24 protein-coding genes and 2 pseudogenes are annotated in these 24221 nt (G+C 38.7%); 19 read left to right on the top strand and 7 right to left on the bottom strand.

The window, feature by feature from the left end:
- The first annotated feature begins 52 nt into the window (after positions 1-52).
- Both T515_RS12580 and T515_RS12585 read left to right on the top strand, forming a co-directional pair.
- A complete protein-coding gene (locus tag T515_RS12580; protein ID WP_051671708.1) occupies positions 53-1042 on the top strand; it encodes a sigma-70 family RNA polymerase sigma factor in 990 nt (329 codons plus the stop codon).
- A complete protein-coding gene (locus T515_RS12585) occupies positions 1035-4010 on the top strand; it encodes a helicase-related protein (RefSeq protein WP_036611766.1) in 2976 nt (991 codons plus the stop codon). The genes T515_RS12580 and T515_RS12585 overlap by 8 nt, the downstream gene beginning before the upstream one ends.
- 34 nt (positions 4011-4044) lie before the next feature.
- On the opposite strand, the gene T515_RS12590 is transcribed toward T515_RS12585, so the two are convergent.
- A complete protein-coding gene (locus tag T515_RS12590) occupies positions 4045-5067 on the bottom strand; it encodes a WYL domain-containing protein (protein WP_036611769.1) in 1023 nt (340 codons plus the stop codon).
- 6 nt (positions 5068-5073) lie between these two features.
- The gene (locus T515_RS12595; protein ID WP_036611772.1) at positions 5074-6444 is read right to left on the bottom strand and encodes a WYL domain-containing protein; all 1371 of its coding nucleotides are present in this window, start codon (positions 6442-6444) and stop codon (positions 5074-5076) included.
- Positions 6445-6646: 202 nt separating this feature from the next.
- On the opposite strand from T515_RS12595, the gene T515_RS12600 reads away from it, so the two are divergent.
- From T515_RS12600 to T515_RS12665, 16 genes and pseudogenes are all read left to right on the top strand, one after another.
- Positions 6647-7312: a 3'-5' exonuclease gene (locus T515_RS12600; RefSeq protein ID WP_036611822.1), complete on the top strand. Its 666-nt coding sequence runs from the start codon at positions 6647-6649 to the stop codon at positions 7310-7312.
- A gap of 130 nt (positions 7313-7442) precedes the next feature.
- Entirely contained in the window at positions 7443-8645 is a 1203-nt protein-coding gene (locus tag T515_RS12605; protein WP_036611774.1) for a DUF2130 domain-containing protein, read from the top strand.
- A gap of 57 nt (positions 8646-8702) precedes the next feature.
- Positions 8703-9047 carry a hypothetical protein gene (locus T515_RS12610; RefSeq protein WP_036611777.1) on the top strand — a complete coding sequence of 115 codons (345 nt, stop codon included), beginning with the start codon at positions 8703-8705 and terminating at the stop codon, positions 9045-9047.
- Between the two features lie 26 nt (positions 9048-9073).
- The gene (locus T515_RS12615) at positions 9074-10330 is read left to right on the top strand and encodes a hypothetical protein (protein ID WP_036611780.1); all 1257 of its coding nucleotides are present in this window, start codon (positions 9074-9076) and stop codon (positions 10328-10330) included.
- A 77-nt stretch (positions 10331-10407) separates the two neighbouring features.
- Positions 10408-10533 (top strand): hypothetical protein, encoded by a 126-nt coding sequence (locus tag T515_RS18220; RefSeq protein ID WP_278245419.1) that lies wholly within the window; start codon positions 10408-10410, stop codon positions 10531-10533.
- A gap of 84 nt (positions 10534-10617) precedes the next feature.
- Complete coding sequence (locus T515_RS12620) at positions 10618-11112, top strand: 3'-5' exonuclease (RefSeq protein ID WP_051671709.1); 495 nt, start codon at positions 10618-10620, stop codon at positions 11110-11112.
- 29 nt (positions 11113-11141) lie between these two features.
- Positions 11142-11333: a hypothetical protein gene (locus T515_RS12625; RefSeq protein WP_036611783.1), complete on the top strand. Its 192-nt coding sequence runs from the start codon at positions 11142-11144 to the stop codon at positions 11331-11333.
- A gap of 33 nt (positions 11334-11366) precedes the next feature.
- Positions 11367-12782: an NYN domain-containing protein gene (locus T515_RS12630; protein ID WP_051671710.1), complete on the top strand. Its 1416-nt coding sequence runs from the start codon at positions 11367-11369 to the stop codon at positions 12780-12782.
- Between the two features lie 265 nt (positions 12783-13047).
- On the top strand, positions 13048-14577 hold the full coding sequence (locus tag T515_RS12635) for a hypothetical protein (protein WP_036611786.1): 1530 nt from the start codon (positions 13048-13050) through the stop codon (positions 14575-14577).
- Between the two features lie 234 nt (positions 14578-14811).
- Complete coding sequence (locus T515_RS17425; protein WP_155988377.1) at positions 14812-14958, top strand: hypothetical protein; 147 nt, start codon at positions 14812-14814, stop codon at positions 14956-14958.
- Between the two features lie 375 nt (positions 14959-15333).
- Positions 15334-15648 carry a hypothetical protein gene (locus tag T515_RS12640; protein ID WP_036611788.1) on the top strand — a complete coding sequence of 105 codons (315 nt, stop codon included), beginning with the start codon at positions 15334-15336 and terminating at the stop codon, positions 15646-15648.
- Between the two features lie 449 nt (positions 15649-16097).
- Positions 16098-16451: a helix-turn-helix domain-containing protein gene (locus T515_RS12645; protein ID WP_036611791.1), complete on the top strand. Its 354-nt coding sequence runs from the start codon at positions 16098-16100 to the stop codon at positions 16449-16451.
- Between the two features lie 149 nt (positions 16452-16600).
- Positions 16601-17191, top strand: a complete 591-nt coding sequence (locus T515_RS12650; protein ID WP_036611793.1) for a hypothetical protein — start codon at positions 16601-16603, stop codon at positions 17189-17191.
- Positions 17192-17195: 4 nt separating this feature from the next.
- The gene (locus tag T515_RS12655; protein WP_036611796.1) at positions 17196-17378 is read left to right on the top strand and encodes a DUF6462 family protein; all 183 of its coding nucleotides are present in this window, start codon (positions 17196-17198) and stop codon (positions 17376-17378) included.
- 144 nt (positions 17379-17522) lie between these two features.
- A pseudogene (locus tag T515_RS12660) lies at positions 17523-17831 on the top strand (DNA alkylation repair protein); the annotation flags it as partial.
- Positions 17832-17981: 150 nt separating this feature from the next.
- On the top strand, positions 17982-20975 hold the full coding sequence (locus tag T515_RS12665) for a GGDEF and EAL domain-containing protein (protein WP_036611799.1): 2994 nt from the start codon (positions 17982-17984) through the stop codon (positions 20973-20975).
- 56 nt (positions 20976-21031) lie between these two features.
- On the opposite strand, the gene T515_RS17430 is transcribed toward T515_RS12665, so the two are convergent.
- The 5 genes from T515_RS17430 to T515_RS17160 form a co-directional block, all read right to left on the bottom strand.
- Entirely contained in the window at positions 21032-21184 is a 153-nt protein-coding gene (locus T515_RS17430) for a diguanylate cyclase (protein WP_197026448.1), read from the bottom strand.
- A gap of 334 nt (positions 21185-21518) precedes the next feature.
- Positions 21519-22214 carry a flavodoxin family protein gene (locus T515_RS12670; protein ID WP_022616346.1) on the bottom strand — a complete coding sequence of 232 codons (696 nt, stop codon included), beginning with the start codon at positions 22212-22214 and terminating at the stop codon, positions 21519-21521.
- 77 nt (positions 22215-22291) lie between these two features.
- Positions 22292-23203 carry a helix-turn-helix transcriptional regulator gene (locus tag T515_RS12675; RefSeq protein WP_278245422.1) on the bottom strand — a complete coding sequence of 304 codons (912 nt, stop codon included), beginning with the start codon at positions 23201-23203 and terminating at the stop codon, positions 22292-22294.
- 24 nt (positions 23204-23227) lie between these two features.
- Positions 23228-23383, bottom strand: a complete 156-nt coding sequence (locus T515_RS17155) for an effector binding domain-containing protein (protein ID WP_432766904.1) — start codon at positions 23381-23383, stop codon at positions 23228-23230.
- Positions 23380-23607, bottom strand: a complete 228-nt coding sequence (locus T515_RS17160; RefSeq protein ID WP_442950151.1) for a DUF3781 domain-containing protein — start codon at positions 23605-23607, stop codon at positions 23380-23382. Before T515_RS17160 ends, T515_RS17155 begins: the two co-directional genes overlap by 4 nt.
- A 411-nt stretch (positions 23608-24018) precedes the next feature.
- Between T515_RS17160 and T515_RS17780 the strand changes: the two are divergent.
- Positions 24019-24221: pseudogene (locus T515_RS17780) on the top strand (sugar ABC transporter permease); the annotation flags it as partial.

Genomic DNA, 24221 nt, shown 5'->3' on the forward strand with positions numbered 1-24221 from the left:
GGTATTATTATCTCATAAACAAGAGAGACGAACGCGATGATGGGAGGCAGTTATGAATTCAACATTTATTCTATCTTTGATTAAAAATTATGCTAATAAAGAGAAGGAAATAAGTCAGGACGATTTTCTGGAGCTTGTAGATGGTCTTGAAGAAGATGAGATTCAGAGCGTCCTTTCGATTCTGACAGTAAACGGCTATAAGGTCATTGATGAGTCTGTCAATAAAACCTTCTACTATACGGGAGGCAGTCTGAAGGGACTCACAAATGAAGAACTTTGTGTACTTGCTCAGAGGGGAATGAAAGAAGCAAAAGATGCTATCATCCTGAATAATGAAAGACTTGTACATAAGATTGCTACCAGAATTCTTAAGCAGTACAGAGTCACTGCTCTGGATGAGGAAGATTTATTTGTAGAAGGATGCATGGGACTCATGACAGCAGTAGAAAAGTTCGATGTATCCCTGGGCTATAAATTCTCAACCTATGCATGTAACTGGATAAGTCAGGCTATTACCAGGGCTGCGATTAATGAAGGCTATAGCATGAGACTTCCTGTACATGTGTTTGAGCAGGTTATCCGGATCAATAAGTGCAGAAAACTCCATGGAGCTTGTTCTATATCAGATCTTCGGGAGTATGTGAATGAAGACTATGAAACAAACTGCTCCTATGAAGAAATAAAGAATCTTGTTATGTATGCTGACATGTATCTTCATACTTCAAGTCTTAATAAAGTGATCAATGACTCAGATGGCGGAGACACCGAGATAATGGATTTCATTCCCGCCAAGGATAATGTTGAAGATCAGATTGTGAAAAAAATGGTTTCTGAGGAGATAAGCAAATTACTTGATACTCTTTCAGAAAAAGAACACACAGTGATCAGCATGAGATTTGGTCTGGAAGGCTATAACAGGATGACTCTGGAAGAAATAGGGACGATATACAACGTAACACGTGAGAGGATTCGTCAGATTGAATCCAAGGCAATAAAAAAACTAACTTCAAAGAAAAGAAAACTGGAGGGGCTCTATGTGTAACTATATAAATGATATTAAAAAGATAATAGAAGAGAAGAATGCTGCAAACACACTTTTCGTACTGAGAGGTTTCAGTGTGACTGAATTTGGTTTAGCAAGAACTGCTATCTCTGATACGATTTCAGACAATATTTCCAGACTGATGAGCCTTGCGGCTGAACCTGTAAAGATGATAGCTTTTGATGAGTTTGTATGCCTTTACGATTTTGCCCTTCGTCAGTACAAGAATATCGTAATCATCACAAACGGAGCACTTTCTGTTACTTACCCTGTGGATGTTGATATTACTGAAGAAATTGCATCATCTCTCTGCAATCATTTTGATGATGAAAAGGACAAGGATACAGAGCTTGCTGATATTGATGAATATCTCTACATTTACAGTGATTTTCTGAAATCAGGTAATGGTTATGAATGCTCATATAATCTCGAGGACTATGCATTAAAAGATGAAAAGATCGAGCTTATAACGCTTGGAAAGCCTGAAAACATCGAAGAGGAGCATTCATTAGGATGCTATTCCTATGACGAGATCATTTCATATCCGGAAGTTAAGGAACTGATGCAAAAGTACTGGGGATATGATGAATTTCGAAAGTTTAGAAACTATGATCTTCAGGCACTGGAAAGAGGAGAGAAGAAGGTTATCGAGGTATCACAGGAGAAGATAATCGGAGATATGATTTCACAGGTTGAAAATTGTATCAATCATAAAAATGCAAGAGATATATTTGTTACAGCTCCAACCGGAGCCGGAAAATCGCTGATGTTCCAACTTCCGGCCATGTATCTTGCGGAAAAATATGGTCTTGTAACTATAGTCATTACGCCTCTTATCGGTCTCATGAACGATCAGGTTCAGACACTAAATGAAAAGGGTTATATGGGTGCAAGAACCATCAATTCCGATATTTCACCGATCATCAAAGAGGAAATACTGGAGGAAGTTAAGAGAGGGGATGTAAGTATCCTGTACCTGTCTCCAGAATCACTGCTTGGCAGAAGCGGTATCGAAACACTCATCGGGTCAAGGAAGATCGGAATGATAATTGTCGATGAGGCTCATATTGTAACCACCTGGGGTAAACAGTTCAGACCGGATTACTGGTATCTCGGAGATCATGTAAATAAGCTTCGTACTACACAGGGAAAAGCTGAAGAGGATCCTATGTCTTTTGTGATAGCGACATTTACGGCCACAGCTATCTATGGCGGTCATGAGGATATGTATAAGGAAACATTGAACAGCATGCATATGGTTGACCCAATCACGTATCTTGGATACCTGAAGAGGGACAATATTTCCATAGAGATAAATGAGATCGAAGCCAATCACAATCGTACAGAGTATGAACTTGATAAGTTTGATGCCATGGTGAAGCTTATAAGAAACAGCCTGATGCGTGGTCGAAAGACACTCATATATTTCCCTACAGTTGCTCTTATAGAAAGATTCAGCACTTATTGCTATAAGGAAAATCTTTCAGAATTCGTCGCAAAGTATCATGGACAAATGCTGCCGGATGACAAGGATGCAAATTTCAAGGCATTCTTAAGCGGAGAAAAGCTTATAATGCTTGCCACCAAAGCCTTTGGAATGGGCATAGATATTCCGGATATTGCAGTTGTGTCTCATTATGCTCCAACAGGAAATGTTTGTGACTATATGCAGGAAATCGGACGTGCGGCCCGCGACAAAAATATAGATGGTCATGCAATTTATGAGCATATGAGCAATGACTTCCAACACATCAACAGACTTCATGGCCTTTCAAGACTCTATAAGAATCAGCTTGTGGAAGTGATGAAGAAGATTCTTGAGCTGTACGAGGATCACAGATATTCTGACCGGAAGAATTCTCATACGAAAAAGAGAAATGAGATGCTCATTGATACTGAGAGCTTTGCCTATATTTTTGAAAGTCCTTTCGGAAGTGATGAAGATATAGTAAACAAGGTCAAGACAGCCATGCTGCTTATTCAGAAAGACTATGAGAACAGAGGCATGACTCCTTTCAGGATGCGTCCGGTCCCTGTCTTTGCGTACGGATATCTTGCAATGGAACCTGCTGTAAGAGAAAGACTTAACAGCCGTTATCCCGGATGTGCTCAGCTTAAGAATGCAGGACTTAATGTCTGTGAAGTGAATCTGAAGAAGATATGGCAGACTTCATATGAAGATAAGATGTCATATCCAAAGTTCAAGTACCTTCTTTATACAGGAAGTGATGACCTGAGATTCAACCATGAATATACATTTTCAACAGCAATGTCTGTAGATGTAAGTCTGGAAGACAAGCATGATCAGATTTTTAGCAACGTTTTTGAGGCAGTGAAAGGAGCAGTAAATTATTCCGTCAGAAACAATAAGTATGTATCCGGAGAGGATCTCGTTAAACTGGTAGCAGAGTATGGAAAGATTAATACATACAAAGCTGAAAATGTAGTAAGTGTTGTCCTTGCATCCATAACGAACTTTGCAAAGTCATATTCCCGTGGAATGAACAGCAGGTTATTTGACACAAGAACTCTTAAAAATGACAAACTGATCTACAGATTCAATCCTGCTTCAAGAGATTATTTTGGCTGGATTGAAAAGGGCTTCCGTTCAATAAAGGAAGAAACAGAAAACGGATGTATGTATGTCAGCAATGTTAATAACAGTAACAGGACAAAGGAAATCATGACAGTGCTTGGTATCCTGGAGGCGTTCGGGGTACTCAGATTTAAGTCCCTCGGAGGAACTAACAGCCAGATATATATCTATGTTAACGAAACCAAGAATATGAGAATCGTTCGTGATAAGCCTCAGATTTACAGAAACAGACTTCTTGAGGCAATAGGCGAGAGACACAAGATATCTGTGGCCATGCTCTCATACTTGTTCCAAAACAGATTCACAAGTGATGAAATCTGGGAGCATCTTGAGAATTATTTCCTGGGCATCCTGCCGGAGGCACTTAAATAACACCTCCGGCAAAATGCTAAGGTATGTTCCGGTATCAGAGATCCTTCCAGGAATCGGACATCGCATAGTAAAGAAGAGCTTTATTTGCTGACGCAATTATCTCTTCCCGTACATATGCAGGTTCAATCACCTGAATGGAGGATCCATACCCCCGGAGCCATCTTCTGAATTCTGTCATACCGATAATATCATCTTCGTAATAATAGAAATCGCCTTCCTGATAGAATTTGCAAAGTCCCTCGCGATGCCGAATATCGTTCCTGATTTTCTGGATGAGATTTGGATTGATATCGGTCACTACGATTTTTACATGTTCTGGTTCAATTCTGGCATCATAATAGGACCCCCACATATACTTCTTCTTGGGATCATCTGTGATTACCGGGAATGGCCCATAATCTTTTATTTCTTTAACTGCTGATGTTATTCTGTCTAACCGGTAGGTATAATCATTTGCCAGTTCAAAATAAACCCAGTTATCCGATACATTGGTGAATATATTTATCGGGAAACCCTGATGGGATTCAAGATTCCCTTCAACGTCTCTGTATAAAAAAGAGATTGCATGCTTGCCGGAAATGGCATTTTGTATAATTTCTTGATTTTTCCTTGCCGATTTTGAAATCTTCGTTATATTGTCTTTCTGTTCAAATACAGAGCTGTGCTTTAACGGGAGCTCTGTCCCGGAAAGATTTTGCAGAGCACCATATTCAAGAGCGCTTAGACCAAGCATCTGATCATCATCATGATTCAGTATTCTGAGATCCAGGCGCCATATGACATCGTCGTATTTTCCGGCCAGCAGTTCTGCTGAAAACTGTTCTTTTTCATCTGAAAACAGTTCCATAACAGAGTTTTCCTGGTCCGGATTATCCGGATCTGTACCATCAAGGCAGGAAGATAAAATGGTGTTGTTCATCATCTGAAGGATGAATTTTCTGGTAAAACCAAGAGGAATCTCGCAGGAAGACGAGAGTGCCGTAATATTTGACTCAAAATCTTCTGATTTTATCAGGGAAAGCAGGCTGCTGATTATATCGAAAGTATGTGTGTTCATAGCTCTTTACCGGTCTTTCTCATTTATGATTATAAGACTTTCTAACTTATCGTATTTTTCAAGGGTTCTGTGATAGCTTTTCAACATCTTTTCCTTCAGTTCTGGCGGTTCCAGTGCAAGCACAGAATAGCCGAAGCTCCTCAGGTATCTGGCGAAATCTTCAAGGCCTCTGACATTATCCTCATATATATAACTGTATATACAGCCTTCAGGCGGGTTTTCTATGGGCCTGAAAGATGCTTCATTACGTAATCCGCAGAGGTTCCTGAATCTGGGGATGATATTATTTCCAAAGTCCTGAACAAGAACTTTCACATAGTGTACCTCACTGTCATAACCTGCGCCAAACATCTCCTCATATACCTTGAAGCAGCTCTCGTTATGGAAGACTGTATTTTTCTCTTCTGTAACTGTAATGCCGTCAATGTAATCAAGCCGGACAGATTCCATACTATTCTTTGTATGGTTTTCACATAAAGCATAAAAGAATCCTGTCTCAACACTATAGAAGAGCAGACATACTGAAATAAGGTCATGTCGCTTTTTATCTCTGTAAGCAGAATTAATGAAAAGACGGTTTGTTTTATAAGGGTGAGCTATAAATCTGTTAAATGTGTCGATCTGTTTCTGACTTATCTGGTTTGTTTTTCCGAATACTCTCTGAGTATAATCTGACCCCTCCAGATTCATGATCATCTTTGCTTTCTGATAAACATTTCTGACCGGGAGAAGTTCTGTTGTTGTAGACATATGTTCTTCATAATGCAGGCAGAAACTGTAAAGGCTGTCATCCGAGAGGGTGACTATATAAGGAGCTTTTCCTGTAAGCTCATATCGTACATTAGTATCATGCTTAATAGTCACAATCCCCATATCTCTCAGGGCGGTAAGATCTTTGCGAAGCGTGGTTACAGACAGATGTTCTGATGCGACATCTATCGAATCCGGATCAGTCATTTCTGAGGAATTCTCTGATCTTATTGATTTGATAAGGTGATTATCATCATAGGCTTTCCTGCCGGATATTTTCAGAGAGTATTCCATATCGTAGTCTTTGATGCTGAGAATCTTTAAAACCATGTCTCTGAAAGAAAGTGAGCCATATCTCGATAAGATAAATATGATGAGCCACATGCGAAGATCGCTGTCTTTTATGGCAGGAATGATATTCTGATCGTTGCCCTGCAAGAGCTTTAGCATGCCGCTTCTGGGAGGAGAGTCGATAATATAGCCATCCTCTCTGATGGAATTAAGTATTTCGCTCAGCCTTGATTTGGATATCCCTGTTTCAGAAATCAGGATATCTCTCTGAATGTATTCGTTAGCACGCTGGACAAGGTAGTCCAGGACTTTCTGTTTGTAATTGATTTTTGCCATAGTTCACCTGTTTCAGGGTTGTTGTATGCAGCATCATGAACACTGTTATTATCGGGCAAGTTTCCCTTTACCTTCCTTATAAATCCATTGTAACTGTATCTGTAGAAATGGCAATACATAATTCGGATTATTAATGAACCTGAAGGCTTATGATGTGTATATAAAGAACAGGGAAACAAAGATAATAAACCGGAGGTACAGAATGAAGCATATAGTCGTAGATTTGGAAATGAACACAATTCGCAGAAAGTCAGAAGCCAGAAAAATCTGGAACATGGAAACTATAGAGATAGGAGCAGTCATGCTTGATGATAATCTTGAGGAAATAGCTTCTTTCCGTACATATGTTAAGCCGGAGTTCAATGACTGCATCGAGAGAAAGATAACGAGACTGACAGGCATTACAGACGATATGGTGAAGAATGCTCCATCATTCAGTGAGGCTCTGAGAATGTTCACAAACTGGTGCCTCGGGACCAATGATGATGTGACTATATATGCCTGGAGTGAATCAGATTATATGCAGATTTCAAATGAAATGTTTCTCAAGAATTACCATGTTTCTGACAGAGAAAAGGATCTTCTGCTTAATGAATGGTCTGATTTCCAGCATGAGTTTGATTCACATCTTGGGTTTCAGAAGCAGGTTTCGCTTAGGATGGCGCTGGATATGGCAGGTGTCGATTTTGCCGGCAGGGAACATGATGCACTTGATGATGCCAGAAATACGGCAGAACTTCTTCATATCTTCAGAGACAGAAACCTGTTTGATCTGACTCTCAGGAAGATAAAGGAATATATGGAACCGTCAAGTGTTGCAAGTTCTATGGGTGAATTGTTCGATTTCTCTATGTTTGCATGTGCATGATTATATAAATGTTAATTATACATTGTACTTCATTTAGGAATAACAGGCAAGCGAAAGTCAGGGAATCAGGATAAAGGTATAGTTACGGATGTAAAAAAGATTTGTTTTTTAAATTTGGAGGTTTGAAAAGATGAACGAATTAAAATGTCCACATTGCGGAAAAGTATTTACAGTTGATGAGAGTGATTATGCTGCAATTTTACAGCAGGTACACTCAAAAGAATTTGAGCGTGAAGTTGAGAAACGCATTGAAGAGAGACTTGGCCAGGTAAGGGCTGAAGAGGAGCTTAAGGTGGCTCAGGCTATCGCTAATGAGCGTAAGAAGTTGGAGAAAGATATTGATAAGGTGAAGGATCAGCTCCTTAAGGCCAGGGAGGAACGCCAGAAATTAGTAGGACAGCTTGAGATGGCTGAGACCCAGAAGAAGCTGGAGATTACAGAAGCCACATCTAAGCTGGAAATCGCTAATCAAAAGCAGAAAAATGATTATGAGTCGAAGCTTCAGCTTCAGAAATCACAGTATGAAGGAGAACTCCAGCAGGCTCAGACACAGATTGATTTCTATAAGGATCTGAAGGCAAGGATGAGCACAAAGATGATAGGAGAATCACTTGAAGTTCATTGCCAGACTCAGTTTGATCAGATTCGTTCTACTGCATTTAGAAATGCATATTTTGAAAAGGACAATGATTCTCGTACTGGCAGCAAAGGGGACTTTATCTTCCGCGATTATTCTGATGATGGAGTTGAGTATCTTTCTATCATGTTCGAAATGAAGAATGAGATGGAAACCACAGCTACTAAGCATAAGAATGAGGATTTCTTTAAGGAACTTGATAAGGACCGTAAAGAGAAAGGCTGCGAATATGCAGTACTTGTATCTATGCTGGAATCAGACAATGAACTGTATAACCAGGGAATTGTAGATGTATCTCATAAATATGAGAAGATGTACGTTATCAGACCGCAGTTCTTCATCCCGCTTATTTCACTGCTGAAGAATGCTTCCCTTAATGCACTTCAATATAAGCAGGAATTATTAGCTGTCAGGGAACAGAATCTTGATATTACTCATTTTGAGGAAGATCTTGCAACATTTAAGACCGGATTTGCAAGAAACTATGAGCTGGCAAGCCGTAAGTTTAAGGATGCAATTGATGAGATTGATAAATCTATTCAGCATCTGCAGAAGATCAAGGATGCCTTGACATCTTCTGAGAACAATCTGCGACTCGCAAATAATAAGGCGGATGATCTGACAATAAAGAAGTTGACTAAGAATAATCCGACTATGCGAGCAAGATTTGAGGAAGCAGGTGCTAAGTTCAGTTGAAATAAAACCATATAAATGAACGATTACGATTTTAGATTAACATACGGAGAAAGAATAATGAGCAGGACTATAACTGAATTAACAAATTTATCTGGAGCTGTATATGTTTACGTTCCTAAGAGAGACATCGAAAAGAAGTTTCTTGAGGATGCGGAAAGAGAAGGCTTTTCTTTTGGCAACGGGTTCAAGCCTACAAGAAGCCCTGGAAATGATCTTTACAGGATCATGGAGGATATGACCATGTGTCATGTCAATTTCTTCGGACATGCGGCACACGACAATAAAAATATCGGATCTATGGAAGAGCGTCACTATATAGACTATGCCAGGTATGTAGCTGGTGAAGATGATTATGATGACTTCAGAAAAGCTGATATGAATGCAAAAACGGTGATGTACTAAAAGTACTTTTGTAGGAGGGAAATGTAGTGCTAGTTAAGACAGGGATTGCGGAAGACCATATTTTATTTGTAGTAGATGTTTTTAAAGGTGACGTAGATAATATTGTTTCAAGAACAACTTTTGAAACCTTTGGGGAATTCTATAGCTATATAACAGAAGAAAAATTTGAAGATACAGAGGAGATGAACTGCTGTCTGACTATATTATATGGCGATGGTGTAAGTATGAATGCTGCATTTGAAAACTCATACCCTTTTAAAGATGGAAAGATCGATCTTGGTAATCTTTTTATAACTTTAAATAGCTTTGCAGAAGTTATAGAGGAGTGCGGCGGTGTAGACATTGGCCTGATAAATGTAAAATCTGAAAGAGTTATTTCCCAGGGACTGTTCGATTTAAAAAACACTGAAGATTATAGGAAACTTCAGAAGATCAGATTGGATTTAAATGAAAGAAAAAGAGTGTGTCGCGGATGTTTTGAGTCACTTGAAAAGTGCACATGTAAAGAGCCGGATCTCGGGGTAACGATTATAGATAATGATTTTCAGCCTTTTTTAAAAACTCTTGGGAATACATGTTATGATGACGAAGAAACAGAGTTTCTTCAGCAGTGGAGATTTGAGTATACAGATGCCACAGCGGTGTGGGATGGAAAAAAAGCCAGAGGCGATTATACAATTAGTTTCAGATGCCAGACATATCCTGAGCTTCCAGGGTTTGAAACCTTTCCGGTTAGTGAGTCTATAGAAAATGATGAAGACGGTCTTTTCAAGATACACTGTGAAGGAAATACAGTAGCGGAATACGAAAAGGATAAGGCTGAAAAATTCAAGCTGTTCAACGAATGGGCTAAAGAGTTTAAAGAAAAAAGAGTGGTTGATCCGTATTCTTTGGAAGAGAATAAAGACAAGAAGAAAATCTACGACTTAGACAAATATGTGTACGTATGCCCTCATTGTTTTGCAGAAAGAAGACAATGCGTTTGCGATGATAATAAGAGCTGTGTAGAGATAGATCGCAACATCTATCCGGTTATAAGAAATTTAAACAGGGCAGGTTATCGTACTTCTTTCTGCTGTGAAGGACATAGTAAGGATCATCCATACGGTAATATCAGGTTTGCGCATTTCTATCATTTTGACAGTATTCCTGATTTTTGTACTTACACCAATAATTGTTTCCTGAATTTCTATTATGAAGGAACTACTGATGAAGAGTTCGAAGCTGATAAAAGAAAGAAGATCCAGGAACTGATTGCCTGGTCAGAATCATTTCTAAAATAGTGACAGAAAGTTTTGTCTGTATAATTAATGTTGCAAGGCAGTAGATATCACTGAGAAAATCTAATTTAGAGGGTAATATGGACGATAACGATGATTTATTTGATCTATGGATGCTGGGAAAGCTGATTCCTTCTGGCGGATGCCTCATGTGTCTCATGGCTATGATTGGCATTCCGGTTATGGCGATCACTTTGATTTTATAAAATCGTGAGATATAAACGTATAAAACAAATCGGAGGCTACTATGATGTAAGAAAAGACTGAATGGATACGTTCCGGACTATGTATTGTTTGATCTTGAAACTACCGGGATTTCATGTGAGAAAGACAGAATAGTTGAAATTTCAGCGGTGAAAGTTGAAAACGGAAAGGTGATTGAGGAGTTTTCAGAACTGATCAACCCAGAGTGTAAGATTCCTTACTATGCAAGTCGAGTAAACGAAATCACAGATGAAATGGTTAAGGATGTCAGGACATTTGATGAGGTACTGCCGGATTTTCTGGGATTTATAGGAGACAGCATACTTGTGGGACACAATATTCAGTCCTTTGATATGAAGTTCCTGTATAGGGAGTGTCGGGAACTGTACGGAGAAACATTGGCAAATGACTATGTAGATACGTTGTACTACTCAAGAAGGATGCTCCCCAAGCTTAGCCACCACAGGTTAACTGACATGGCGGAGTACTTTGACATTTCTACAGCAGGGGCACATAGAGCTATGAACGATTGCCGCATGAATCATGAAGTGTTTGAAAGACTTCACATAATCGGGAAATAGAGCGATATAAAGCGAAAGGAACAGTATATATGAATGAAGAGGACCTAAGAAGAGAAATATTAGAGGCAGGAGGATTATCTGCCTGGGAAGGAAAATCCGATCCTGTAGAAATGGGTATAAAGATGGCAAGCCTTGTTCAGTTCCTGAAAGATAAATCTGACTTTGAACAGAAAGCTTATATTGATCAGATAAGATTTAAGGGATTGGATGGAATACTATAAGCCCTGATACATTTTATAGAATAAAGGAATAACATGGATATACAGAATAATAGATTCACCTACAATCTGGCAGACTTAATTCCTGCTGATATAAATCTGTCCGGCGAAAGTTATGGACAGCAATACGACATCATCTCTAAAGTAGCTTACCTCATCGGAGTTCCTAAAAAAATCTTCGAAAATGAAAATGAGCCTCCAAAAGTAGATATCTACAACAGGCTGGAGCTTGAGAAGAAGGCTCGTATCATTCGGAATCTTTGTAGTCTAAGGACTCAGCTTGAGAGGGGCTTTCTAAAGATATGCCAGGGCATACAGCGTGAAGGCAGAAGCATTATCGGAATGCCTGAGTATATTTCTTCAAATACTCTACAGCAGCTTTCAGAAGATGGTATAGATATATACAAGAACCTGAAGGAACCGACCCAGTTTCTGATAAACATTAATCAGAACATAAAGAATCGTATAAATAACTGTAGGGATCTGTTCCCAGACTGGCTTGAATGGAAATATCTCTCGGATATTTTTATCATGCCGGATGGACTCAGTGAGACCGGAACAAAGAAGGCGGCTGAGTTCTACTATACGAACTTTATGCATTATCCTTATCAGCAGTATATAAACTGGCCGGCGGAGGATGAAGGAAATATCCTTTACTGTGACGGTAAATTTGTACCACTACTGTATTCCTGGAACAATGATGAATTTGTGGATATGAGCCTGGTGTCGGATGTCAGTGACAGGACAAAGGGAAATATATATAAGTTCATCGAGGACAGCAGTAAGTGTATTTTCATCGTAGATTGTGAGAATTCAGATCCATACAGGCTTTGCGCAGCGGTAAAGAATCTTGATGCCGAGAGACTGTCAAAGATTGAGAAGATCATTCTTTTCGATGATGTTCATGCGGCATCAGCATGGGAAATGCTGAGTTCTCATGTGAAGATTCCGGTGGAGTATATTCTGATTGAAAGGCTTAAGGACAACAAATCTCTTGCCGATGTTAAGGTTGCTGCCAGAACAGCGAAGGAGTTTTATTCCAATGATGTTGATTCCTTTGTCCTGGTATCAAGTGACTCGGATTACTGGGGACTGATAGAGGAGCTTCCGAATGCGAATTTTCTTATTATGGTAGAGCATGAGAAGTGCAGTTATGCTCTGAAAGAAGCATTGATACAGCATGGAATTTTCTATTGTTATATCGATGATTTCTATTCTGGGGATGGTGAGGGAATCAAGATGGAGGCATTACAACGGGAGTTGTCCAGAGCTGTTAAAGCATCACTTGACCTGAACTTATATCACCTGATGGATGAGGTGCTTGAACGAACGAGGATAAGGATGACTAGGTCGGATATAGAGAGCTTCATCAACCGGAAGATAAAGAATAATCTAAAGCTGGAGATTTCCGATGATGGAAATATTGAGATAGAGTATAGGGTGAAGAAATAAATAAACAACTAAACAATTGGAAACTAAGTTGAACAAAATATTTTTAAAGCTGCCATATTATAAACACCAATGACAAATGAAGGAAACATCAAAACGGATAAGGAATAATGCTTGTTTTGATTCATATATAATCGATCTATCGAATAGGTATGATAGTCTAACACCGAAAGAATCCTAATCGAAATTACTAACGTATATGCTTCATAAAACTCTTCCACTAAAACCTCAAATAACTAACTATATGTTTTAGAAATGGAGAATAGAAATGGAACCACAAGGGATAATTGATTTAGCAGATAAAATAATATATGAAAAATGTACTGATTGGATTTGTTTCAATTCATACTTTTCTAAACTACTAGTATCGGATGATTATGATACATTCATTTTCATGTTTGTAATTTGGACAAATAAATTCATTGAAAATGAATTAAATATAGTATGTAAGAAAAAAAAATATTTGGAATTACCGGAAAAATTAGACCTATCAATAATGGCTGAAAAGATGCCGGAAATAAAGAGATGGCAAAAAAAAATCAAAGAAAAAGTGCAGAATAAAACAAATTGGTTTATTAATATCACAGAAAAGACTCTGGAAGATAATCGCCAAAAAAAAGTACTTGGGATGATTGAATGCATACAAATCATAGGAAGAAATCTAACTCATGCTGCGACACTGTACAATGAGAAATTTGAAAGGGATTGGGATGTGTTTAGCACAATGATGTGCCTGCAGTATCCAGATTATGCTAAAGCTCATATTAACAAGAAGTTCCAAGATGAGTATCTGGCGGCAAATGCTTTTATAACTAAATACAACGTATTTATTCCCAGATATTATGTTTTGTGTATGGATATTTATAAAACAGCCGATGGTAGAAGACATAATCAAGATGAAAATAGGCATAATTACGCTCGTATAGCAGAAATACTAGCTGAAATTCCGAAAATATATAGATTAATCCTTTTAGGAAATAGTCTAGAGCCAACCAAGAAGCGACTTGATAAGCAAGGTTGTATATCATTCATACTTAATGTACCATTTGATAAATTTATCCCCACTTTTGTAAAAGTAAAAAAAAGCTATGGGTACTATGATAACTATATATTGAACGATGGAGAACAAACTCTAGTCTGTCACCCGATGCATGAGGTTATGGTTCCATGTACAAAGCTCTATGCAAGAACTGATATTGATTTGTATGTAGAAAGTGCATATATAAAGACAGAGTTTGAACAGATAAAACAGCAATTGGGTGTGTATGAAGACGGCATAGCAAGTACTGATGCAAAAAAATATGCATATGAAAATATAATAAAAGAAATAAATATACCAGATAGAGAAACACTTCTTGAAAAATTAGGAAATCCATCAAGTAAACTGATAGAGTTACTGAATACTATATTTAAAGATAGAGGGGATAAGGCAAAGAAAGAAACTCGAAGAAAGCTGGTACAAAATGGTTTTTCGAGAAAAACATTTTATGATCTATACAATTTTTATAAGAGTGAACATAACAAAATAAGACCTGAAAAAGATACCATTATTGCCTTTGCATTTTGTATGGAGTTGAGATTAGACGATGTGATTAATCTTCTTATAAGTGCAGGATATGTTTTATCACCAGCCATGGAACGAGATATTATTATAAAACATTTTTTGATGAATGAATGCTATAGCTTGGAGGATTTAAACATTTTATTGGAGAGAGTTGGGTTAACAGCTATAAAAGGCAAAAGCAAAGGTAAAGGCAAAGAATGTAACTTATCAAGTGACAAAAGTGCGTTTTCATGACGCACTTTTTTTGTTACTATTCATATGCTTCGAAGCACGTGCATGGAAAACAACAGTTTTCTTCCTAGAATATTTGAAAAAGGAGATTAAACAAAATGGTTAAGGATAGTAAGAGAATAGATTTATATTGCAGGCATTGCAGAAAGTCACTGCATATAGACTATAAGTTAACAGGTTTTCCGGATTCTACGGTATTACCAAACACTAATAGAACCAAAAAGGAGGAACCGAATTATGTCACTAATTGATGAAGACGAGCTCTCTTGTAAAAATTGCGGTCATGTTGGTATGTGGCTAAATGGAGACTGGGATGTATTATGCCCAGTCTGCGGAGCAGAATATTCTCTGAACGATGACGAAACTGACATGAAAGATGAGTGAGTATGACTTATCACCATAGGAATACTCATCCGAAAACGTAAAAAAATACATGTATATTCTTATGAGTAATAGGAGCATCCTATTTCTCATGAGAATGAGTTAGGGATATCGTAGATTGAAAGCAGCGGACGAAAGACCTGCTCATAAATTTGAGCAGATCCAGTATTATGTTTTTGTTCCGCCGAAAAGGAATATTGGTTCTGTTATGATTTATTCAGGAATTGGAAGTAATTATATTACTTTAGAAAGCTTAACAGGAATGCTTCCACTGTATGTAGTCAGTGGCTTCGCTAGATGGTATAACAGCTGCCGATAATTATTTCCATTTACCGATAAGAGATTATAAAACTGAGAGCTTTTTAGGAGGCATAGAGAATGAATAGGAAGTTAATCCGAAGAGAGAGTTTGGTTGTGTGTTGTACTTATTGTGGGACATTTATTCAAAAAATACAGGGAGAGTCTAAATGTAATATGGTATGTTACGGATGTGGGCGGAACATTGCTATTGTTGTCAAAAAGGGAAAGGTCACAATCTTTGAAGAAAAACATGATGATAGCAAACCTGAACATAAAGACAGAATCCACCTTTTAGGTTATACGAACGGAATTAATATGCCGGAACATGAACATAGGAAGATAGTTGCGAAACCTGAAGCTTATTATATTTCAAGCGCATCCGATACGATTTGATACGGATTTCAATGAAAAACTAAATATAGTGAGATCCCTGCGGAAAGACTGCTATACCGGTCGCCAGGGCTCTGTCATGAGAAAGCCTTAGCCCGAGGGGGGCGTGGTGCAGAGCCTGAGGTGTTAAAAGAGATACGGATAAGCAACACGCGGATGGTCAAGAGTTTGCCGAGAGCTGAACTATACGATATAGATGCGATAAGCATCCAAGCATTAGGATTATTCCCAATGTTGTAACTATAAAAAAATGTAAAGAGGAGCCTGCAAAACGGAAGCTGGTCAACAGAACTGCTGTGTGAGAACACGGATATGTTTTGTATATGACTTAGTATATGTTTTGCAGGCTTCTTTTCTTTTGGTTATCTTTTCGGATTCCATCTACAGCACTCAGGATATAAGGCTTTATCGGATCGGTTTCCTTTTTGGAAGGCACCAGAAAGGTGCGAAAGATGAAGAAGAACGTTGAAATCGACACAACAACTGTAGGAGGAAGAATTAAGTATCTAAGAATAAAAGCCGAGTTATCACAGTCAGAACTGGCAGAGAAGATGCACATTCAGGATCGTTCCAATATTTCTTCGTATGAAACTAACAGAAGATCCGTCTCATGGTCTTTGGCTGTAGAGCTTGCTGGAGTCTTGAACAGTACTCCTAACTTTATACTTGATGGAATTGTATCGGAAGACCCGACAATAGCAGAGATAGAACATTTACTCAAGTCTGTCAGAACGGAGGCTGTAAAGAAAATGATACTTCAACAAGTTAAAGCTGCCGTAGAATTTGAAAGAGCAAATATGTATTAAAACTACTGAATGTGACAATACGACTCAATATATCTAATTAACGAGTCAATCGTGTTACATACTTAATAACTTTGCTAATTTAAAATATATTTGTCAGACAAAAAGAGTAACGCGCTACTTTGGTAATCAATCAACTGAGGAGAATTTTGATGGAAGTGGAAGCAAAGTATTCATATGTGAAGAAATTACATCATTATTCAAGATCTGATCCTGAATGCAAAGCTAAGTTCATTCTAAAAAACTATGAGCGATTTCCTAAGATAATAGCGGGATATGAATCTAACTGGGCGATTATCGTCAAGGCCGAGAAGCGATACAACGAAAAAGCAGCTTCTGGAGAGCTTGGGGTAAGAATTCAAAAGAGTGGAACCAGTAATCCAACAATGAATGAGGCAATTGCAAATTTAGAGCTAAGCACAGCCAGATCTGAGAGCGATCTGAGACATGTCCTAAAGGGAACTGATAATCCTGACCAGCATGTGAAAGATAAACTCATCATCCAGGATATGCAGGATGACTACACCATCTTGTGTAATGCCATACATGCACTAGGAACCAAAGATGAAGAGATGTTCGTTAGATACTTAACAAGAGAAAATGAAGCTCTTCAAGATCTTGCAGATGAATATAAGATGGAACTAGCAAATTTCAAGAAACAGATTTATAGCATAAAAAAGGCTGTGATCCTTTCTACTGTTGAATGTATTGATCTCAAGTACGGAATAATAGAACGGAGGTGACATAATGAAGAATAACGACAGGAGAATGGTTAGATACAGTGAGGGTGCATTACTCTATAGTATGGGGCTTACTATGTTTCAGCGTATTGCTAAAGAAGCTAATGCTGTATACATTATCGAAGGTATGCCGCCTCTCGTAAAGTGCGATGTCTTTGAAACATACATTGAGAAGTATCGTGCTAAATGATAAACAAAATTTGAAAGAAAGCTAGAGATCCAGGGCTTTATAAGACCTTGGGTCTCTTTTTTACTATTCATAATTAAATAGATTTTTGAAATGAAATTCACTTTGTGGGCTTTATTTATGTATTGGGAACAATTAAAATAATAAAACAAAACGTATGTTGTAAGATTCGGTGTTGGGATGCTGATGGCGCATTTTCTGGATGATGACTATGATTCCGCATATCCGGAGATGGTAGCCGGACTCAGATCCGAAGAGTATTACGTCAATATGATGATCGCATGGTATTTTGCTACAGCTCTCGCCAAACAGTATGAAAGTGTACTTCCATACATAGAAGGGAAGAGGCTTGATGACTGGACACATAACAAGGCAATTCAGAAAAGCGTAGAGAGCTATCGGATTACAGATGGGCAAAAGAAGTATTTGAAATCTCTTAAGATAGCCCGTAGATAATAAAGTATCCGCACAGTGGAGCAGGGGGTATTTCCCCTGCTCTATTAGCATCCCTTACTTCTTATGTTGGTTCAAATAGATGCCGATAAAAGATAAAGATAGTCTTTCTGATTTGAGCCGTCACCAGCATGGCGGTATGGGGTGAAATATATGGAACAGTTCCATTTCAGCGATAAAGAACAAAAAAGGATTGAACAGATGCCGGTACCCCTGGCTGTTTATCAGTTTGTGAACGAAAAAGTTCGTATCCTGTTACTTTCGGAGGGTTATTGCAAACTTTTTAACTTCCCGGATCATAGTACAGCTTACCGGTATACAGAGGAAGATGCCTTCTGTAATACTCATCCGGATGATACTGCCAGAGTAAAGGACGCTGCCTACCGTTTCGCCAAAGAGGGGGGGCGATATGAGGTGATTTTTCGCCGCATGAAATACGATGGCGGTGATTATCACATTATTCATGGAATTGGAGAACATATCTATACAGAAGAAGGTATTCGTCTGGCTTATGTGTGGTATACAGACGAAGGAGCGTATGTTGCTGAAAGCGAAGGCTCCCAGACAACGGCTGTGAACCGTGCCTTCAATACGGCTCTTCAAGAGGAAAGCATGCTTAGAGCAAGCTATTACAGCTTTCTTACAGGACTTCCCAGTATGAGCTATTTCTTTGAGCTGGCTTCGGTCAGAAAGGATACCATCACCGAAGAGGGTGGCAGACCGACGCTTTTGTACGTGGATCTGTGCGGTATGAAGCGTTTCAATATAAAGTATGGTTTTGCAGAAGGGGACGTGCTATTGAAGGAATTCGCTCGGTGCCTGCAGAGTGTTTTTTCGGAAGATATCTGCAGTCATTTTGGAGCGGATCATTTTGCTGTGATAACAAGTGAACAGGGAGTGGAAGAAAAACTGGAGGCCCTGTTTAAAAAATGCCGTGAATTGAACGGAAGAAAAAACCTGCCTGTGCATGTAGGGATATATCAGTGGCAAAGCGAAACGGTATCTATAACATTGGCATGTGACCGTGCAAAAACAGCCAGCGACTACTTGAAAAACACCTATTCCTCAGGTTATTCGTTTTATGACCAAAGGATTCAGGAAAACGAGGAGAACCTGCAGTACATTATCGAAAATCTTGACAGGGCAATAGAAGAGAAGTGGATTAAAGTGTATTTTCAGCCGATTATTCGAGCGGTAAACGGGAAGGTTTGCGATACGGAAGTACTGGCCCGGTGGATAGACCCCGAAAAAGGAATGCTGTCCCCTGCCGCATTTATTCCGCCCCTGGAAGACGCAGGGCTGATCCATAAGCTGGATCTGTATATGGTCGACCGGGTTTTGGAATCTATCAAAGTGCAAATGTCTGACGGGTTCACTGTTATACCTCATTCCATCAACCTCTCTCGTTCCGACTTTGACGCCTGTGACGTAGTTGAAGAGATCAGGAAAAGGGTGGATGCGGCAGGCATCAGCAGAGACAGGATTACGATAGAAATTACGGAAAGCGTCATCGGCAGTGACTTTGATTTTATGAAGGAACAGGTCGAGCGTTTCCGGAGCCTCGGTTTCCCTGTGTGGATGGACGACTTCGGAAGCAGATATTCGTCTTTGGAAGTGCTGCAAAGCATCTCTTTCGATCTGATCAAGTTTGACATGAGCCTGACTCGCAGGCTCGATGAGGGCGAAGCCGGAAAAATCATCCTGACAGAGCTTATGAGAATGGTTGCTTCTCTGGGCATGGATGCCGTTTGCGAAGGTGTTGAGACAGAGGGGCAGGTTCGATTTCTTCAGGAAATTGGTTGTTCAAAGCTCCAGGGATACTATTTCGGCAAGCCGGTCTCTTTTGAAAAGATACGGGAATTGTTCAAAGGAAATGCTCTTATCGATAACGAAAACCCTGAGGAATCCGAATACTACGAGAGCATCGGCCGGGTTAACCTGTTCGACCTCGGTGTCATCTCCGGTGGTGGAGAGAACGCATTCCATAATGTTTTTGAATCGCTTCCGGCAGCAATCATTGAGGTCAAGGATGGGCAGGCCAGATATGTGAGAAGTAATCGCTCCTACCAGGATTTTGTGAAGCGGTTCTTCAACGTTGACATATATTTAGATCGAAGGGACAACTATACAAGTTCTGTCATCAAGTATGGGTATAATTTTGAAAATGTGGTCAAACAATGCTGTACTGTTGTAAATAGTGCGTTTTTTGATGAAGCGATGCCGGATGGTTCGATGGTTCATGCTTTTGCACATCGAATCAATACTAATCCGGTTACAGGCAGTGTGGCGGTATCCCTCGCCGTACTTTCCATCTCTGATCCGGATGAAAGCACGACCTATGCCGATATCGCGCAGGCCCTTGCTGCGGACTATTACAATATCTTCTTGATCGACCTGGATACAAACGGCTACACTGAATACTCATCCAAGGTTGGAGGAGAAGAATTGTCTGTGGTCCGGCATGGCGAGGATTTCTTTGAGTCGGCAAGACGCGATGCAATGATCCGCATTTACAGGGAGGACAGAGAAACGTTCCTGGCCTTGTTCACGAAGGAAAGAGTTCTCCGGGATATTGAAAAACAGGGCGTATTTACGATAACGTACCGCCTTATCGATATGGGAACACCTATGTATGTCAATATGAAAATCAACAGGCTGCATGGCGGTAACCGGATCATTCTGGGTGTAAGTATCATTGACGCACAAATGAAGCAGTTGGAGGAAGAGAATAAGCTGCGGCAGGAAAAAATATCTTTGGGCAGAATAGCAGCGTTATCTCCGGAGTATATTGTTCTATATACAATTGATCCTGAAACGAACAATTATACGCAGTACAACCCTTCGAAAGAATTTGCTGACTTTGGTCTTGCCAAGACGGGGGAGGACTTCTTTGCAGATGTGATCCTTGATGCTCCAAAGGCGATCGCTCCGGAGGATATGGAGAGGCATCTCAGGGTACTCACGAAGGAAAATATGCTCTCTGAAATTCAGAAAAACGGTTATTTTTCTCATTATTACAGGCTGATCATAAACGGAAAGTATGTCCCGGTGAGCTTGAAGGCCACGGTGGTCGAAGAAGATGTAAAAAAGATCATTCTTGGTGTTACCGAAGATAAGCATGAGGAGATAAGGCAGTACATGAAATAGCCTTTAACGCGTAAAAAAGACCACGTTGTGCCCGGCGCAACGTGGTCATATTTTTTTCAGAACCACTTAAGTTCCTGCTTTCTTTGATACATGAGCTTATCGGCACGGCGGAAAACATCATCATATCCTCTGTCTACCTTTGGCTGATATGAGGCGCAGCCTACAGACAGTTCCGGTTTTCCTTCAAGCTTACTGTAATTGAATGACACTATAAAAATAATTCAAATCTAACAGACTATTAACAAAAGATCTCTTATTGTGTCATTAGCGGATTGAACATTAATTGTGATATATGATTTCTAAATAACTTTTATAGCTTTTTTTGATTATTCGCATAAACACTATACTTTCAAGCACTTTGAAGTATAGGAAAACACTCATTTTACCACGAATTTACCACGATTGAATGAGCCTTGATATGACACTGAAATCAACATGGGAGATAGCACAAAAATCTGTGTATCTCCCGTGTTTTTTTATTTTACTTGTTAGGGCAGATGGTTTTGTATCTATCATTTTGCTCTTATCAACAGTATCGTAAATTTAGTTCTTTTCTTTCATTGCAGAGAAGGTAGCATTTACATTTGCAATATACATATCTGTTGGTATCATTGGAACATCTAATATCATCTGTGTATCTTTAGAAATCAGACCTGTTGCTTTATATTCTGTTCCTGCCTTTTTTGCAGCTTCAAGGTAAGGTAGTGTCAAGGGTTCTGTTTCAGGTGATAAAAACAATCCTGCTTCTGCACATAAGATTGTAGCGGTATTTTCGCCAAACATACGCTTTAGTTGAAAGACCAGTCCATCAAAGTTTCCTTTTACATCGGGCAAACCACCAGAGGAAATCAACACTGTTTTTTTAGAACCATCTTCATATCCATAGTGGTGTGTACATTCATCATCCCCCAAATACATTTCTGCTGAGTTAAAGCAAACGGTTCTGTCCATGAGGGCTTTACAGTGCGAGGGAGCAGAGTAGCAATATAATGGAATTGACCATATTACTAAATCAGCTTCACGGATTTTATTAAGGACAGCGATTGCCTCATCATTTTGTACACATTTGCCATTTGTTTTCACCCAGCAGGCATAACAGGCACGACACGGATTTATGTCCAAATCAATCGTATGTACAATCTCCGCAGTCTCGTTCAGCCCCTCCATAAAAGCTCTTGTTATTTTTAATGTGGTGCTGTTCTCCTTGTATGGTGAACCATTAATAATCAATATCTTCATAAGTATTTCCTTTCTCGTCTATTTATTTTCTTTTATTTATGAAATATACTATATCGTATAAATACTGACACCTTATGTCATGCTTTATTCATTTCATAAATTTCTTTTGCTTTTTCCGCTAACTGTGTTTTCAAATACACAGGCTCTATCACCTCAACCTGAGTACCAAATGAAAGCAATCCACCGATAAGCCACGGTTCTCTTGTCATTTCAGCCGTGACAAGCAAATATCCATCATCTTGCCTAATCACTTGGCTGCTACTAAATTCGTCATAAACACGAAAGGCTACTTCTTTGGAAAAGCGAAGAACAGCTTTCCCATAAGTCTGTGACGGCATTTTCTGAACTTCCGGGAATGATGTGGGGATAAAATCCTCGTTCAAAAGTTTAATACTTAAAATCCGATTTAGCTTAAACATACGAAAGTCATGTCTTTCGGTGCAAAATGCTTTTAAATACCATGCATTTGTTTTGTAGTACAATTTTAGCGGTTGTACTTTTCTTTTGCTGTACTGACCATCGCCACTTGCATAGGAAATTTCCGCAGATTTATGATGGATGACCGCCGTTTTTAGCGTTTCAAATTTTTCATTATCTTCTGTTTTGGTTTCCCACCTTGAAAAATCTACCTCAAACCATGTTTCAGAACGAGTATTAAAAAGTGCAGACAACTTTACAAGCGTAGCATCCTCATAGACATTTCCTATTACGGACAAACTTTGTAACGCTGCTAATATCTCTTGCTTTTCTTTTTCGGACAAAACTGCTTTGTCTAAAACAAAATCATTCATTAAACAAATGCCACCTTTACACCCTGTTTCCGCATAGATTGGAATACCTGCTTCGCTAAGGGCATCAATATCTCTAAAAATTGTTCTAACCGAAACCTCAAACTTTTCTGCCAACTCTGGAGCTGTGGCTTTCCCTTTATCAAGCAAATAATATACAATTTTAAATAATCGACTTTCCTGCATAAGTGACATCTCCATTTCTTCTTTCCATAAAAGCATATTTTACCTAATTTCTCGATTGTGAAAGATACGATTTTTGTTAAACTTTCTCCAAAACTGTGTACTAATCTGAATATTCTTTTTTTGATAATTAGTAAGTTCTATTTCCTGCCCGATAACCGAAAATGTGTTTAATTCCTTTATAGAAAAAATTATCATTTTATTTTATGAGCAGTGATAACGGTATAACTGTACTTATTTACCGTAATAATACAATTATCAATCGTTATATACCAGTTTTTTCCTTTTCTTGTGATTTCCGCATAAGAAAGGCTAATTTTTTCTTTGCACCATTCAATCACATTTTCTACATTCAGAGATAAGTTCTTTTTAATTCTAATAAGGCTTTGCGGACATTTAAGAAGATATAAAAAGATAGTCAAAAAGACATATATGATTTGTATTCATTTTTACCAAGTTCTTCTGCTATCGTCGTTTTACCAACTCGACGTGCGCCTTTTATGAACAAAGCATATTCAGAGGCATATTCTTTTTTCCATTTTTGTAATTCTGTATAAAATAACAATTAAAAAAGTTACTGGAGTCAATAGGGCGGATCAAAATGTCAAAAATTGCAAAGAAAATGATTGACAAGTTTTTCATTATGCATATAATGTTCATAATTCACAATACGGTACTAAAAATGAACAAGAAAAGTAAATGTGAACATGATGAACAAAACTATTCCTATCAAAATATCATTGTATATCCTTCCTGCATGTATACCGATGTTACTGTTTTGGTTTATACCCATCTTTGTAACCTTTGGAATCAGCTTTACCAACTGGGATTATATGACAGAATTAAGCAGGATCAGGTTTCTGGGAGTTAAAAACTATATCTCAATATTCAAAGATATCAGGTTTTATCAATGTCTCTTAAATACATTGGCATTCACAATAGGCACGGTCCTGCCTATGATGCTCATCGGATTTACATTAGCACAGCTTATTTATTCACACAAAAAAGAGCATCCTATATTCAGGATACTTCTGTT

Source organism: Oribacterium sp. P6A1 (assembly GCF_000702885.1).
Classification (GTDB): Bacteria; Bacillota; Clostridia; order Lachnospirales; family Lachnospiraceae; genus Oribacterium.

Excerpts from the sequence above, each read along its gene's own strand:
- T515_RS12580 (WP_051671708.1), top strand. The coding sequence starts at position 53 with ATGAATTCAACATTTATTCTATCTTTGATTAAAAATTATGCTAATAAA.
- T515_RS12585 (WP_036611766.1), top strand. The coding sequence starts at position 1,035 with ATGTGTAACTATATAAATGATATTAAAAAGATAATAGAAGAGAAGAAT.
- T515_RS12590 (WP_036611769.1), bottom strand. The coding sequence starts at position 5,067 with ATGAACACACATACTTTCGATATAATCAGCAGCCTGCTTTCCCTGATA.
- T515_RS12595 (WP_036611772.1), bottom strand. The coding sequence starts at position 6,444 with ATGGCAAAAATCAATTACAAACAGAAAGTCCTGGACTACCTTGTCCAG.
- T515_RS12600 (WP_036611822.1), top strand. The coding sequence starts at position 6,647 with ATGAAGCATATAGTCGTAGATTTGGAAATGAACACAATTCGCAGAAAG.
- T515_RS12605 (WP_036611774.1), top strand. The coding sequence starts at position 7,443 with ATGAACGAATTAAAATGTCCACATTGCGGAAAAGTATTTACAGTTGAT.
- T515_RS12610 (WP_036611777.1), top strand. The coding sequence starts at position 8,703 with ATGAGCAGGACTATAACTGAATTAACAAATTTATCTGGAGCTGTATAT.
- T515_RS18220 (WP_278245419.1), top strand. The coding sequence starts at position 10,408 with ATGGACGATAACGATGATTTATTTGATCTATGGATGCTGGGAAAGCTG.
- T515_RS12625 (WP_036611783.1), top strand. The coding sequence starts at position 11,142 with ATGAATGAAGAGGACCTAAGAAGAGAAATATTAGAGGCAGGAGGATTA.
- T515_RS12630 (WP_051671710.1), top strand. The coding sequence starts at position 11,367 with ATGGATATACAGAATAATAGATTCACCTACAATCTGGCAGACTTAATT.
- T515_RS12635 (WP_036611786.1), top strand. The coding sequence starts at position 13,048 with ATGGAACCACAAGGGATAATTGATTTAGCAGATAAAATAATATATGAA.
- T515_RS17425 (WP_155988377.1), top strand. The coding sequence starts at position 14,812 with ATGTCACTAATTGATGAAGACGAGCTCTCTTGTAAAAATTGCGGTCAT.
- T515_RS12640 (WP_036611788.1), top strand. The coding sequence starts at position 15,334 with ATGAATAGGAAGTTAATCCGAAGAGAGAGTTTGGTTGTGTGTTGTACT.
- T515_RS12645 (WP_036611791.1), top strand. The coding sequence starts at position 16,098 with ATGAAGAAGAACGTTGAAATCGACACAACAACTGTAGGAGGAAGAATT.
- T515_RS12650 (WP_036611793.1), top strand. The coding sequence starts at position 16,601 with ATGGAAGTGGAAGCAAAGTATTCATATGTGAAGAAATTACATCATTAT.
- T515_RS12655 (WP_036611796.1), top strand. The coding sequence starts at position 17,196 with ATGAAGAATAACGACAGGAGAATGGTTAGATACAGTGAGGGTGCATTA.
- T515_RS12665 (WP_036611799.1), top strand. The coding sequence starts at position 17,982 with ATGGAACAGTTCCATTTCAGCGATAAAGAACAAAAAAGGATTGAACAG.
- T515_RS12670 (WP_022616346.1), bottom strand. The coding sequence starts at position 22,214 with ATGAAGATATTGATTATTAATGGTTCACCATACAAGGAGAACAGCACC.
- T515_RS12675 (WP_278245422.1), bottom strand. The coding sequence starts at position 23,203 with ATGGAGATGTCACTTATGCAGGAAAGTCGATTATTTAAAATTGTATAT.
- T515_RS17155 (WP_432766904.1), bottom strand. The coding sequence starts at position 23,383 with ATGATAATTTTTTCTATAAAGGAATTAAACACATTTTCGGTTATCGGG.